The following is a 12,668-nucleotide window of genomic DNA, read 5'->3' on the forward strand; positions in this document are numbered from 1 at the left end:
GACGCTTGTCCTGACGGAGGGCCCCTCGCCTACGGCCGGGGGCCCTCCGCATGGTGGACGGTCATGCCATCCAGCGGTCCGGCCGCGCGTCCCGGCGCCCCGTCCGGGACCGCTCCGCCTGCGCGGCCAGCAGCGCGCGCGCCTCGCCGGCCTCCCGCAGCCGCGCCCGCACCGTCTTGTTCGCGCCCGTGTCGACACACACGTCGGCGACGCCCCGGGCCCGCTCCCACGGCCCCTGCGTCATCCGCACGCTCTGCACCTTGGCGTGCGGAACCAGCGCCAGGCTCCGCCGCAGCAACCCGGACCGGGACGCGAACACCGCGTCCGTGACGGCGAGTCCGTACCCGCGCCACCACAACGGCACGCACCAGCGGGCGCTGCGCGGCGCCGGTGACAGGGCCGCGGGTTCCGGCACGCTCACCCCGGGCAGCACCCGCGCGACGACGTCCTCGGCGATCTCGCGCGGGGCGACCGGCAGCAGCACGGAGTTGGACGAGCCCGCCACGTCCAGTTCCACGCGCACCCAGCCGCGTCGCCGCCACAGCAGCGGTTCCACGATCCGCACGGTCTGGACGCGTCCCGGCGGCACCGTCTCGTGGGCCCGGTCCAGCAGCCCGTGGTCGATGCGCAGGCCGTCGGGTGACTCGCCCACCGTCCAGTCGTACTCGGCGACGAACCGCCCGACGCTGCTCGCGCCCGCCGCGCCCAGCAGCGGCAGGGCGACCGCGAGGACCGTCCACAGGCTGTGGGTGAGCAGCCACAGCACGGGCGGGACGACGAGCGCCGCGGCCAGCGACGCCCAGGTCGCGCCCGTCAGCACCAGCGACAGGGCGAGGACGCCGGGCGGCACCCTCAGCAGCTGCCGGGAGGGGGCCTCGCCGACCTCGTGCGCGGTCTCGGGTGCGAAACCGGCCGCCCGGGCGAGCAGTTCGGCCCGTAGCGTCCGTGCCTCGTCCGCACCGAGGAAGGCCAGTTCGTCCTTCTTGTCGGCGCCTATGACGTCGAGTTTGAGCTTGGCGACGCCCGCGACCCGGGCCAGCAGCGGCTGGGTGACGTCGATGGCCTGGATCCGCTCCAGCCGGATGTGCGCGGTGCGCCGGAAGACCAGTCCGGTACGGATGCGCAGTTCGGTCCCGGTCACCGCGAAGTGCGTGAACCACCAGGAGCAGAAGCCGTAGAGGGCGGCGGCCGGGACGAGCACGGCGAGCCCGATCAGCAGGGTGGTCGTCGTCAGCCGGGTCAGATGGCGCTGCGTGCCGTCGGGGTCGTGCACGGCCCAGCCGATGAGCACGGCGACCGGTGCCCAGGCGCGGCGCAGCGGTGTGACGGGGTGCAGCCTCCGCTCGGTCACCTCGGCGGCGGCCTCCGAGGCCTCGGCGGCCCCCCGCGCCGTCACAGCCCCGCCGACCGGGCTTCGCCCAGCTCGGTGAGCCGGTCGCGCAGCCGTTCCGCCTCGGCCGGGTCCAGGCCGGGGATGGTCGCGTCGGTCGCCGCGGCGGCCGTGTGCAGCTGCACGCTGGCCAGCCCGAAGTGCCGCTCGACGGGCCCGGAGGTGACCTCGACCAGCTGCATCCGCCCGTACGGCACGACCGTCTCCTCGCGCCACAGCACGCCACGGCTGATCAGCAGGTCGTCGGCCCGCTCGGCGTACCGCCAGGAACGCCAGTTGCGCTCGATCATCACCCAGCCCCACGCCATCAGCGCCAGCGGCGGCAGCGCGAAGGCGGCCCAGACGGGCCCGGCCAGCAGCCCCGGCAGCAGCCCGGCGGCCAGGGCGATCAGCCCGAGCCACACCACCAGCAGCAGCCGGCGCATCCTCAGCAGACCGGGTGGCAGCGCGATCCACACCGGCTCGCCCCCGGCCGCCTCGATCGTGCCCTGTGGCCCGTCCGGCCCCGCCTCGTGCGGACTCCCCGTATCCATGGGCCCAGCGTACGTAGGAGAGACTGTGTCCATGACTCCTACGACGGAGACCATGGTCGGAATCGGCGGCGCCGCGGAGAGCACCGACATGGTGCTCAACATCGGGCCGCAGCACCCGTCCACCCATGGCGTGCTGAGGCTGAAGCTCGTCCTGGACGGCGAGCGCATCAGGCACGCGGAGCCGGTGATCGGCTATATGCACCGGGGCGCGGAGAAGCTGTTCGAGGCGCGCGACTACCGCCAGATCATCATGCTCGCCAACCGCCACGACTGGCTGTCGGCGTTCTCCAACGAGCTGGGCGTGGTCCTCGCCGTGGAGCGGATGCTCGGCATGGAGGTCCCCGAGCGCGCGGTGTGGCTGCGCACGCTGCTCGCCGAGCTGAACCGGGTGCTCAACCACCTGATGTTCCTCGGCTCGTACCCGCTGGAACTCGGCGGCATCACGCCGATCTTCTACGCCTTCCGGGAGCGCGAGGAGCTCCAGCACGTCATGGAGGAGATCTCCGGCGGGCGGATGCACTACATGTTCAACCGCGTCGGCGGCCTCAAGGAGGACCTGCCGGCCGGGTGGACCACCCGAGCGCGCGCCTCCGTCGCCGACGTGCGCTCCCGGATGGACCGCTTCGACGACCTGGTGCTCGGCAACGAGATCTTCCGGGGCCGCACCCGGGGCGTCGGCACCCTCACCGCCGAGGCCGTGCACGCCTACGGGGTGAGCGGGCCGATCGGCCGCGCCTCGGGCGTCGACTTCGACCTGCGCCGCGACGAGCCGTACCTCGCCTACGGCGACCTCCAGGACACCCTGAAGGTGGTCACCCGGCAGGAGGGCGACTGCCTCGCCCGCTTCGAGTGCCTCCTGGAGCAGACGCACAACGCGCTGGACCTGGCCGACGCCTGCCTCGACCGGCTCGCCGAACTGCCGCCCGGGCCGGTCAACCAGCGGCTCCCGAAGGTCCTGAAGGCGCCTGAGGGCCACACGTACGCGTGGACCGAGAACCCCCTCGGCATCAACGGCTACTACCTCGTCAGCAAGGGCGAGAAGACCCCGTACCGGCTGAAGCTGCGCTCGGCGTCGTACAACAACATCCAGGCGCTGACGGAGCTGCTGCCGGGGACGCTGGTCGCCGACATGGTGGCGATCCTGGGGTCGATGTTCTTCGTGGTCGGGGACATCGACAAGTAGGGGCTCATTCCTGGGCTCATCCTGGGAACGGGTTCGGGATCCCGACCGGCTGCACCAGCCAGCCGAAGTCGCCGAGACCGCCCGTCGCGGTGAGCTCGGCGGCCTCTCCGGCGCCGGCGAGGGCGCGGACGTACGCGGCGGGGTCGGTGGAGGCCAGCGTGAGCGGGGGGCGGGCGCCGGCCACGCCCAGGGCGCGCAGCGCCTCGCGCTGAGAGAGCACACGCCCGCCGGGCAGCGCGCACGCGTCCAGGGCGACATGGGCGGTGATGTCGCAGGAGCCGTCCGGTACCGGTGTGGTCTCGCGGCCCTCGCGGAAGCCGGTGAGCGTCCCGAACGGCGGCCGGGCGTCCGCCGTGTGCGCGTAGTCCACGGCGACGGCGAGCCCCCGCCTCAGCGTCGCGACCGCCGAGGCCCAGGCCTCGTCCCGGGGCAGGCCGATCTCGGCCCGCAGTCCCTCCTCGCCGGGCAGCGGCCACCACCGCTCCAGCCACCGCGCCCGCGCCCCGTCCACCGGCTCCCCGAGCCGCTCGGCCCCGTCCTCCCGGACCAGCACCAGCCGCGCGACGCCCGTGGCGTCCACCTCCGCGACCTCCACGGGGACGTTGTCCAGCCACTCGTTGGCGAACAGCAGCCCGGTCGTCCCCCGCGGGGGCTCGGCCAGCCACTCGATCCGGTGATCCAGCCCCGGGGGCCGCTCGGCGATCTCGACGGCGTACACGCGCGTGCGGGCCGCCACGTCGGTGGGGAGGGCGGCCAGCACCCCGCCGGCCAGCTCGCCCCGCCCGGCCGCCATGTCGACGAAGTCCAGCACCGCGGGCCGCCCCAGGGCCTCGTCGACCCGGCACAGCAGCCGCGCCACGGCCCCGGCGAACAGCGGCGACGCGTGCACGGACGTCCGGAAATGCCCGGCCGGCCCCTCCACGCGCCGGTAGAAGCCCCCCGGCGCGTACAGGGCGTCCTGCGCCGCCGCACGCCACCCGCGCCACCCGCGGCACTCCTGCCACTCACCCCTCGCCCCTGCCGTCATCGGGCCAGGCTATGCGGACACAACGAACGCAACTCCACCTTGCGGAGTACACGCACCCGGTGCGGATCGGTCCTCCGGTTGACCCCTGCACCTATCGCGCTTCCCTACGCTGGGTTACGTGCAGCGCCTCTATGACTTCCTCCGCAGGCACCCGATGTGGGTCGACGGCACCTGGGCCGTGGTCCTCCTCGGGATGTCGCTGGTGGGCGGGGTGGCGGGCGGTTACGGAAACCCGGCCGCCGCCGTTCCGCTCACACTGCTGCTGTGCCTGGTGATCGCGCTGCGCCGGCGGATGCCGGAGAAGATGCTGCTGCTCGCGGCCGCGGCCGGAGTGGCCCAGCTGATCACCGACGTGGAGATCGGCCCCGCCGACTTCGCGATGCTGGTGATCGTCTACACGGTCGCCGCGGAGGGCGCGCGCTGGGCCTCCCGCTTCGCGCTGGGCGCCGGCCTGTGCGCGGCTCCGCTGGCCCAGGTGCGCTGGCCGAGCGATGAGACCTCCGTCTTCGGCAACATCGTCCTGACGGTCTTCATGACCGTGCCCTTCGCCCTCGCCTGGGTGCTCGGCGACTCCATCCGCACCCGCCGCGCCTACTTCGCGCAGCTGGAGGAGCGGGCCGCCCGCCTGGAGAAGGAGCGCGAGGCACAGTCCAAGGTCGCCGTCGCGGCCGAACGCGCCCGGATCGCCCGCGAATTGCACGACGTCGTCGCGCACAACGTCTCGGTCATGGTGGTCCAGGCCGACGGCGCCGCCTACGTCCTGGACGCCGCGCCCGACCAGGCGAAGAAGGCCCTGGAGACCATCTCCTCCACCGGCCGCCAGGCCCTCGCCGAGATGCGCCGCCTGCTCGGCGTGCTGCGCACCGGCGAGCACCAGGAGGCCGGCGAGTACGTGCCGCAGCCCGACGTGCGGCAGATCGAGGACCTCGTCGAGCAGTGCCGCGGTTCCGGACTGCCCGTCGACTTCAAGGTCGAGGGCACGCCCCGCCCGCTGCCCAGCGGCGTCGAGCTCACCGCCTACCGCATCGTGCAGGAGGCGCTCACCAACACCCGCAAGCACGGCGGGGCCGACGCGGGCGCGAGCGTGCGCCTGGTGTACTTCGACGACGGCCTCGGCCTGCTCGTCGAGGACGACGGCAAGGGCGCCCCGCACGAGCTGTACGAGGAGGGCGGGTTCGACGGCCAGGGCCACGGTCTGATCGGGATGCGCGAGCGGGTCGGTATGGTCGGCGGCACCCTGGACGCGGGCCCGCGCCCGGGCGGAGGATTCCGCATCAGTGCCCTGCTGCCGCTCAAACCCGCGCACTGACACCGGCACACGCCCCTCGCTGACACCTGTAACGACCCGATATGGAAGAGGCCCGATGACGATCCGCGTGATGCTCGTCGACGACCAGGTGCTGCTGCGCACCGGGTTCCGGATGGTGCTCGCCGCCCAGCCGGACATGGAGGTCGTCGCGGAGGCGGGCGACGGCGTCGAGGCCCTCCAGGAACTGCGGACGACCGAGGTCGACGTGGTGCTGATGGACGTCCGCATGCCGAAGCTCGACGGGGTGGAGACGACCCGCCGGATCTGCGCGGACACCGACCCGCCCAAGGTGCTCATCCTGACCACCTTCGACCTGGACGAGTACGCCTTCTCCGGGCTGAAGGCGGGCGCCTCCGGCTTCATGCTCAAGGACGTGCCGCCGGCTGAGCTGCTGGCCGCGATCAGGGCCGTGCACAGCGGTGACGCGGTCGTCGCGCCCTCCACCACCCGGCGGCTCCTGGACCGCTTCGCGCCGATGCTGCCGGGCACCAAGCAGCCGCAGCACAAGGAGCTGGAGCGGCTCACCGAACGCGAGCGCGAGGTCATGGTGCTGGTCGCGCAGGGCCTGTCCAACGGCGAGATCGCGGCCCGGCTGGTGCTGTCGGAGGCGACCGTGAAGACGCACGTGGGCCGCATCCTGACCAAGCTGGGGCTCAGGGACCGGGTGCAGGTCGTGGTGCTGGCCTACGAGACGGGGCTGGTACGGGCCGGCGGGCACGGCTGACCCGCACGCGCGAGCCGGCTACCTGAGGATCCCCTCCAGGAACTCACTGCCGAGCCGCGCCACCACCGTCACGTCCAGCTGGTGCAGGACGTAGCGGCCGCGGCGGCGGGTGGTGATCAGGCCCGCCTTCTTCAGCACGGCCAGGTGCCGGGATATCTCCGGGGCCGTCATGCCGTGCACCTGCGCCAGCTCGCTGGTGGTGTGCGCGCTGCGGGCCAGATGGCGGCACATGCGCATCCGGACCGGGTGGGAGAGCGCGGTCATCCGCATGGCCAGCTGTTCGAGCGTCTGCGGTGCGGTGAGCTCGGGGGAGCCGACCGGGTAGTGCAGCACCGGCTGCCAGCCGTACCGGTGCAGGACCATCAGGTGCGGCCAGCCCAGGCTGGTCGGGACCAGCAGCAGACCGCCGTCGCCCGTGGCCGTACGGCCGTCGCCCAGCTTGTCGACCGTGATCCGGGCGGCCTCCTCGTCGAGCGTGATCGCCGGGGACACCGCGGCCAGCGCCTCGGCCAGGCCTTTGCGCCGCAGGAGGTCCGTCTTGTGCCGGGCGTCCGCCGCGAGCTGGTGGCGCAGCCGGGACCAGGCCTCCGCGAAGAACGCCTCGTCGCAGTCCCGGAGGAACTGCCGCAGCCAGGCCCGGATCCTGGGCGGATCGGCCAGCAGCCGCTCGCCGAAGCGCAGTTGCTGCGGCCCGCGCGCGGCGGCCAGATCCAGCGCCCGGCGGCGCGTCTCCGGGTCCGACAACGCCGTCGGCCCGCACGCGCCGTAGCCGACGGCACAGGTGAACTCCAGCGCCGCGTCGACGAACTGCTCGTCGGACAGCTTGTCGAGCTGGTCCAGCTCCTCGGCGAGGGCGGCGCCCGGGAGCGTGGCGCGGTCCGGCAGGCCCGCCCAGGGCAGGAACAGGTCCGAGAACGTCGTCCGCCACAGGAAGTCCGCCTCGCACATCCGGTCGGCCAGATGCGGATCGAGCCGGGCCGTCACGCCCGTCACCCAGCCCTGCAGGCCCGGGTGGTGCGCCGGCTCGGACAGCGCGTGCAGCGCCATGCCGAGCTCGGCCAGGGGTGACGGCACGACGGCGACCCTCTCCCGCCGCAGCCCGCCGATGTCGATGTGCACGCTCATGAACCTCATGGTGCACCCCGCCACCGACAGCGCCCCCGTCGATTGACGGGTGCCGTCAATCGACGCGACGCCGCCTCCGGAGCGGGCGCACGGTGGGAGCACCGGGGCAGCCGCGGAGCCTTCGGACCTCCATCACCCCGTCCCGCAGAGGCGATCCACCATGAGCATCACGCAGCAGCACCTCCTCGACGCCTACCGCGCCCGGTCCCTCGGCGAGCCCGCCCCGCCCGCGCCCGGCACCCACGACCGGCAGGTCGTACGGGAGTGGCGCGACGAACGGCGATTGCGCGCTGTCCTCGCGGGCCGCCCGGCCCGGCACCGGTTCCGGGACGCCCTGAGGCGGTGGCGGCGGCGCCCTACCTGACCTGCTCCGGCAGCCGCGCCACGAATTCGGCCACCGCCGCCTTCACGTCCTCGGCGGTCCACTCCAGGGCTTCGGCCCGCACATGCACCTCCGTGAGCGACAGCCCGGGACCGCCCCGGTCCCAGGCGCCGCCGAACAGGACGACCCCCGTCTCCTCGGCCGTGCGGACCGCCGCCTCCCCGAGGACGTGCGGCTCGTAGGGCAGCCAGACCTGGAAGTCGTGGGTGTGCGGCACCTCCGGGTGCACGCGCGCCCACGGCACACCGGCCGCCGCGAACCCCTCACGCAGGGCGGCGGCCACCACGCGCGCGTGGGCCACGTACTCCGGCAGCCGGGGCAGCTGCCGCTCCAGCCCGACCAGCACCGACAGCACCGTCGGGAACTGCTGGAAGATCATCCCGCCGTACCGGTGCCGCCAGGCCTTCGCCTCCTCGACGAGCTCCGCCGGGCCGGCGAGCGCCGCGCCGCCGAAGGCCTCCAGGGACTTGTAGAACGACACGTAGACGCTGTCGGCCAGGCCCGCGATCTCCTCCAGGGGCCGGCCGAAGTGGACGGTGGACTCCCACAGGCGGGCCCCGTCGAAGTGCACCACCGCGTCCCGTTCCCGCGCGGCCTCGACGACCGCGGTGAGCTCCTCCCAGGTGGGCAGCAGGAAACCGGCGTCCCTGAGGGGCAGTTCCAGCATCAGTGCCCCGAAGGGCTCCTCGAAGTCCCGTACTTCGGCGGCGGTCGCCAGCCGCGGCTCACTCGTCAGCCGCACCGGGCGCAGACCGCCGACCTCGCTGAACGCGTTCCGCTCGTGCACCTCGGGATGGCTGAGCGCGTGCAGGGCGACCGTCGGGTTCCCGGTGCGGCCGGCCCAGCAGCGCAGGGCCACCTGCTGGGCCATCGTGCCCGTCGGGAAGAACGCGGCGGCCTCGGTGCCGAGCAGCCCGGCGACCTTCGTCTCCAGCGCCTCGACGACACCGTCGCCGTAGACGTCGGACAGCTCGTCCAGGTCGTGGACGTCCGCCGCCGCCTCCAGCACCGCCAGGCGCTCCCGAAGGGTCCGGTGGAAGCCGAAGCGCGCGAACACGCGCCGTGCCGAGCGATGGGCGGCCAGCCGCCGCGCCCGCAGCCCCGCGCCCTGTTCCTCGTCCGCGCCTTGTTCTTCGTCCGCCACCTGTTCGTCCCGCTCCGCTGTCTCCGTCATGCCCCGGATCCTCCCTCGCGCGCGTGTCGCCGGGCATCCGCATTTCCGTACGCCGTCCCGGGAATGCCGCACGGGCATGCACAGCCTGTGGACAACCCAACGTCGCTCGAACCGATCGCGTTAACATGACGAGAAATCGTCCGGTACCCGGAGCGGACTGGAACGGGAAGGCCGCCGTCGAGTGAACACAAGCCCACAGCCAGACCCCAAGGACCGCCCCGCGCGGCTCACCGTCGGCGTCGTCGGCGCCGGCCGCGTGGGTCCCGCGCTCGCGGCGTCCCTGCAGCTCGCCGGGCACCGTCCGGTCGCCGTCTCCGCGGTCTCGGACGCCTCCCGGCGCCGCGCCGGGCAGTTGCTGCCCGACGTGCCGGTGATGCCGCCCGCCGAGGTCCTGGAGCGGGCCGACCTGGTGCTGCTGACCGTTCCCGACGACGCCCTGCCCGACCTGGTCACCGGTCTCGCCGACACCGGATCCGTCCGGCCCGGCCAGCTCCTCGTCCACACCTCCGGGCGGTACGGGGCGCGGGTCCTCGACCCCGCCCTGCGCGCGGGCGCCCTGCCGCTCGCCCTGCACCCCGCGATGACCTTCACCGGCACGCCCGTGGACGTCCAGCGGCTGGCCGGCTGCTCCTTCGGCGTCACCGCCCCCGAGGAGCTGCGCCTGGCCGCCGAGGCCCTCGTCATCGAGATGGGCGGCGAGCCGGAGTGGATCGCCGAGGAGAACCGGCCGCTCTACCACGCGGCCCTCGCCCTGGGCGCCAACCACCTGGTCACGCTGGTCGCCCAGTCCATGGAGCTGCTGGGCGCGGCCGGTGTCGCGGCCCCCGACCGGATGCTCGGCCCGCTGCTCGGCGCGGCCCTGGACAACGCCCTGCGCTCCGGCGACGCGGCCCTCACCGGCCCGGTCGCGCGGGGGGACGCGGGCACGGTCGCCGCGCATGTCACGGAGCTGCGCCGGCACGCCCCGCAGACCGTCGCCGGTTACCTCGCGATGGCCCGCGCGACCGCCGACCGGGCCCTCGCCCACGGCCTGCTGAAGCCGGAACTCGCCGAGGACCTCCTCGGGGTACTCGCCCACGGGACCGACGGCACCGAAGGGGACGCCCGATGACCACCACCCTGCTGCGCACCGCGGGCGAACTGCACGCCCGCGCGCGTGCGGGCCGCCGTGCCGTGGTGATGACCATGGGCGCCCTGCACGAGGGCCACGCCACGCTGATCCGCACCGCACGCGGCATCGCCGGGCCGGACGGCGAGGTCGTCGTCACCGTCTTCGTCAACCCGCTCCAGTTCGGCAAGGGCGAGGACCTCGACCGCTACCCGCGCACCCTCGACGCCGACCTCGAGCTCGCCGAACGGTCGGGCGCGGACGTCGTGTTCGCCCCCGCCGTGGACGAGGTGTACCCCGGCGGCGAGCCCCAGGTCCGCATCACCGCGGGCCCCATGGGCGAGCGCCTGGAAGGCGCCTCCCGCCCCGGCCACTTCGACGGCATGCTCACCGTCGTCGCCAAGCTGCTGCACCTCACCCGCCCCGACGTCGCCCTGTACGGCCAGAAGGACGCCCAGCAGCTCGCGCTGATCCGCCGCATGGTGCGGGACCTGAACTTCGGTGTGGAGATCGTCGGCGTGCCCACCGTCCGCGAGGAGGACGGCCTGGCCCTGTCCAGCCGCAACCGCTACCTCTCGGCAGCGGAGCGGCGCACCGCCCTCGCCCTGTCCGGGGCCCTGTTCGCGGGCCAGGACCGGCACGCCGCCCAGGAGGCGCTGCGGGCCCGGGCCCGCGAAGTGCCCGCCACGCGCGCGCGTGCCGAGGCGCTCAGCGCCATAGGGGAGTCCCGTGCAGCGGCCGACGCGCATGCCGTGGCGACGGCCGTCCCGGGCGGCCCGGCGGCCGTCCGCGCGGCCGCCCGCCAGGTCCTCGACGAGGCCGCGCGCCTCGATCCGCCGCTCGCCCTGGACTACCTGGCCCTGGTCGACCCGTCCGACTTCACCGAGATCGGGGACGACTTCACCGGCGACGCGGTCCTCGCCGTCGCCGCCCGGGTCGGGGCGACCCGGCTGATCGACAACGTCCCCCTCACCTTCGGAAGCTTCGGAGCCGCCTCGTGACCACCACAGGCATACGACTGCACGCGCCCGCCCCCGGGTGGTCCATCGCCGCGGACGTGGTCGTCGTCGGCTCCGGCGTCGCCGGCCTGACCGCCGCCCTGCGCTGCGAGGCCGCGGGCCTGCGGACGGTCGTCGTCACCAAGGCCCGCCTCGACGACGGCTCCACCCGCTGGGCCCAGGGCGGCATCGCCGCGGCCCTCGGCGACGGTGACACCCCCGAGCAGCACCGCGACGACACCCTGGTCGCGGGCGCCGGCCTGTGCGACGAGGACGCGGTCCGTCTCCTGGTCACCGAGGGCCCCGACGCGGTACGCCGTCTCATCGAGACCGGCGCCCGGTTCGACGAGTCCACCGAGGGCAAGCTGGAACTCACCCGCGAGGGCGGCCACCACCGCCGCCGCATCGCGCACGCCGGCGGCGACGCCACCGGCGCCGAGATCTCCCGCGCCCTGGTCGAGGCGGTCCGCGCGCGGGGCATGCGCACCGTCGAGAACGCGCTCGTGCTGGACCTCCTCACGGACGCCGAGGGCCGCACCGCCGGTGTCACCCTGCACGTCATGGGGGAGGGCCAGCACGACGGCGTGGGGGCCGTCCACGCCCCCGCGGTGGTCCTGGCGACCGGCGGCATGGGCCAGGTCTTCTCGGCCACCACCAACCCGTCGGTGTCGACGGGCGACGGTGTGGCGCTCGCGCTGCGGGCGGGCGCGGAGGTCAGCGACCTGGAGTTCGTCCAGTTCCACCCGACCGTGCTGTTCCTGGGCCCGGACGCGGAGGGCCAGCAGCCCCTGGTCTCCGAGGCCGTGCGCGGCGAGGGCGCCCATCTGATCGACGCCGACGGCGTGCGCTTCATGGCCGGACAGCACGAACTCGCCGAACTCGCCCCCCGCGACATCGTCGCCAAGGGCATCATGCGCCGCATGCAGGAGCAGGACGCCGAGCACATGTTCCTCGACGCCCGGCACTTCGGCGCCCAGATGTGGGAGCACCGCTTCCCGACGATCCTCGCCGCCTGCCGCGCCCACGGCATCGACCCGGTCACCGAGCCCATTCCGGTCGCCCCGGCCGCCCACTACGCCTCCGGCGGCGTCCGCACCGACTCCCACGGCCGTACGACGGTCCCCGGCCTGTACGCGTGCGGCGAGGTCGCCTGCACGGGCGTGCACGGCGCCAACCGGCTGGCGTCCAACTCCCTGCTCGAAGGCCTCGTCTACGCCGAGCGCATCGCGGCCGACATCGCGGCGAACGGCCTCCACGCGCGCGTGCCCCAGCCGCTCCCGCACCCGGAGATCCCGGAGCACCCCCTGCAGACCCCCGAGGCCCGCTTCACCATCCAGCGGATCATGACGAGCGGGGCCGGCGTCCTGCGCTCGGCCGGGTCTCTCACCAAGGCCGCCGACCAGCTCCAGCGCCTGCACACCGACGCCCGGGAGGCCCTCGCCGAGAACGGCAAGACGGCCGAGGCCGGGGTCGACACGTGGGAGGCCACCAACCTCCTGTGCGTGGCCCGCGTCCTGGTCGCCGCCGCCCTGCTGCGCGAGGAGACCCGGGGCTGCCACTGGCGCGAGGACCGCCCCGAGCGCGACGACCCGGCCTGGCGCCGCCACATCGTCGTGACCCTGAACCCGGACCGCACGCTGGCCGTGCACACCACGGACACCACACACTTCCCCCCGACGACTTTCCCGCCCCAGGCCCCCCAGGAGCAGTGACCG

General features: G+C 74.1%; 12 protein-coding genes. 7 read left to right on the plus strand and 5 right to left on the minus strand.

All coding sequences use genetic code 11. The features are described from left to right. Positions 1-61: 61 nt before the first annotated feature. Positions 62-1,396, minus strand: coding sequence for a PH domain-containing protein (locus ACIRDU_RS14905; RefSeq protein WP_403578842.1), 1,335 nt, complete (start codon positions 1,394-1,396; stop codon positions 62-64). Next, the gene (locus tag ACIRDU_RS14910; RefSeq protein WP_403578845.1) at positions 1,393-1,923 is read right to left on the minus strand and encodes a PH domain-containing protein; all 531 of its coding nucleotides are present in this window, start codon (positions 1,921-1,923) and stop codon (positions 1,393-1,395) included. The genes ACIRDU_RS14905 and ACIRDU_RS14910 overlap by 4 nt, the downstream gene beginning before the upstream one ends. Positions 1,924-1,954: 31 nt before the next feature. On the opposite strand from ACIRDU_RS14910, the gene ACIRDU_RS14915 reads away from it, so the two are divergent. Next, on the plus strand, positions 1,955-3,106 hold the full coding sequence (locus ACIRDU_RS14915; RefSeq protein ID WP_030845901.1) for an NADH-quinone oxidoreductase subunit D: 1,152 nt from the start codon (positions 1,955-1,957) through the stop codon (positions 3,104-3,106). Between the two features lie 16 nt (positions 3,107-3,122). Here the strand turns inward: ACIRDU_RS14915 and ACIRDU_RS14920 are convergent, their stop codons facing one another. Then, complete coding sequence (locus ACIRDU_RS14920) at positions 3,123-4,133, minus strand: SAM-dependent methyltransferase (RefSeq protein ID WP_403578848.1); 1,011 nt, start codon at positions 4,131-4,133, stop codon at positions 3,123-3,125. A 118-nt stretch (positions 4,134-4,251) separates the two neighbouring features. Between ACIRDU_RS14920 and ACIRDU_RS14925 the strand changes: the two genes are divergently transcribed. Next, entirely contained in the window at positions 4,252-5,442 is a 1,191-nt protein-coding gene (locus ACIRDU_RS14925) for a sensor histidine kinase (protein ID WP_403578851.1), read from the plus strand. A 55-nt stretch (positions 5,443-5,497) separates the two neighbouring features. Then, positions 5,498-6,166, plus strand: coding sequence for a response regulator transcription factor (locus ACIRDU_RS14930; protein WP_033310325.1), 669 nt, complete (start codon positions 5,498-5,500; stop codon positions 6,164-6,166). An 18-nt stretch (positions 6,167-6,184) separates the two neighbouring features. Here the strand turns inward: ACIRDU_RS14930 and ACIRDU_RS14935 are convergent, their stop codons facing one another. Further along, positions 6,185-7,291 (minus strand): DUF5937 family protein, encoded by a 1,107-nt coding sequence (locus tag ACIRDU_RS14935; RefSeq protein WP_403578854.1) that lies wholly within the window; start codon positions 7,289-7,291, stop codon positions 6,185-6,187. Between the two features lie 160 nt (positions 7,292-7,451). On the opposite strand from ACIRDU_RS14935, the gene ACIRDU_RS14940 reads away from it, so the two are divergent. Then, positions 7,452-7,655: a hypothetical protein gene (locus ACIRDU_RS14940; protein WP_403578857.1), complete on the plus strand. Its 204-nt coding sequence runs from the start codon at positions 7,452-7,454 to the stop codon at positions 7,653-7,655. On the opposite strand, the gene ACIRDU_RS14945 is transcribed toward ACIRDU_RS14940, so the two are convergent. After that, on the minus strand, positions 7,648-8,847 hold the full coding sequence (locus ACIRDU_RS14945) for a threonine aldolase family protein (protein WP_403578860.1): 1,200 nt from the start codon (positions 8,845-8,847) through the stop codon (positions 7,648-7,650). The genes ACIRDU_RS14940 and ACIRDU_RS14945 overlap by 8 nt on opposite strands. A 181-nt stretch (positions 8,848-9,028) precedes the next feature. Between ACIRDU_RS14945 and ACIRDU_RS14950 the strand changes: the two genes are divergently transcribed. The 3 genes from ACIRDU_RS14950 to ACIRDU_RS14960 are packed head-to-tail and all read left to right on the plus strand — an operon-like array spanning position 9,029 to position 12,665. After that, entirely contained in the window at positions 9,029-9,958 is a 930-nt protein-coding gene (locus tag ACIRDU_RS14950) for a Rossmann-like and DUF2520 domain-containing protein (RefSeq protein WP_403578863.1), read from the plus strand. Further along, positions 9,955-10,956, plus strand: a complete 1,002-nt coding sequence (gene panC / locus ACIRDU_RS14955) for a pantoate--beta-alanine ligase (RefSeq protein WP_403578866.1) — start codon at positions 9,955-9,957, stop codon at positions 10,954-10,956. Before ACIRDU_RS14950 ends, panC begins: the two co-directional genes overlap by 4 nt. After that, positions 10,953-12,665, plus strand: a complete 1,713-nt coding sequence (locus tag ACIRDU_RS14960) for an L-aspartate oxidase (protein ID WP_403578868.1) — start codon at positions 10,953-10,955, stop codon at positions 12,663-12,665. Before panC ends, ACIRDU_RS14960 begins: the two co-directional genes overlap by 4 nt. Positions 12,666-12,668 lie beyond the last annotated feature (3 nt).

Source organism: Streptomyces sp. NPDC093598, from assembly GCF_044764825.1.
Lineage (GTDB): Bacteria > Actinomycetota > Actinomycetes > Streptomycetales > Streptomycetaceae > Streptomyces.

Excerpts from the sequence above, each read along its gene's own strand:
- ACIRDU_RS14910 (WP_403578845.1), bottom strand. The coding sequence starts at position 1,923 with ATGGATACGGGGAGTCCGCACGAGGCGGGGCCGGACGGGCCACAGGGC.
- ACIRDU_RS14915 (WP_030845901.1), top strand. The coding sequence starts at position 1,955 with ATGACTCCTACGACGGAGACCATGGTCGGAATCGGCGGCGCCGCGGAG.
- ACIRDU_RS14920 (WP_403578848.1), bottom strand. The coding sequence starts at position 4,133 with ATGACGGCAGGGGCGAGGGGTGAGTGGCAGGAGTGCCGCGGGTGGCGC.
- ACIRDU_RS14930 (WP_033310325.1), top strand. The coding sequence starts at position 5,498 with ATGACGATCCGCGTGATGCTCGTCGACGACCAGGTGCTGCTGCGCACC.
- ACIRDU_RS14935 (WP_403578854.1), bottom strand. The coding sequence starts at position 7,291 with ATGAGCGTGCACATCGACATCGGCGGGCTGCGGCGGGAGAGGGTCGCC.
- ACIRDU_RS14940 (WP_403578857.1), top strand. The coding sequence starts at position 7,452 with ATGAGCATCACGCAGCAGCACCTCCTCGACGCCTACCGCGCCCGGTCC.
- ACIRDU_RS14945 (WP_403578860.1), bottom strand. The coding sequence starts at position 8,847 with ATGACGGAGACAGCGGAGCGGGACGAACAGGTGGCGGACGAAGAACAA.
- panC (WP_403578866.1), top strand. The coding sequence starts at position 9,955 with ATGACCACCACCCTGCTGCGCACCGCGGGCGAACTGCACGCCCGCGCG.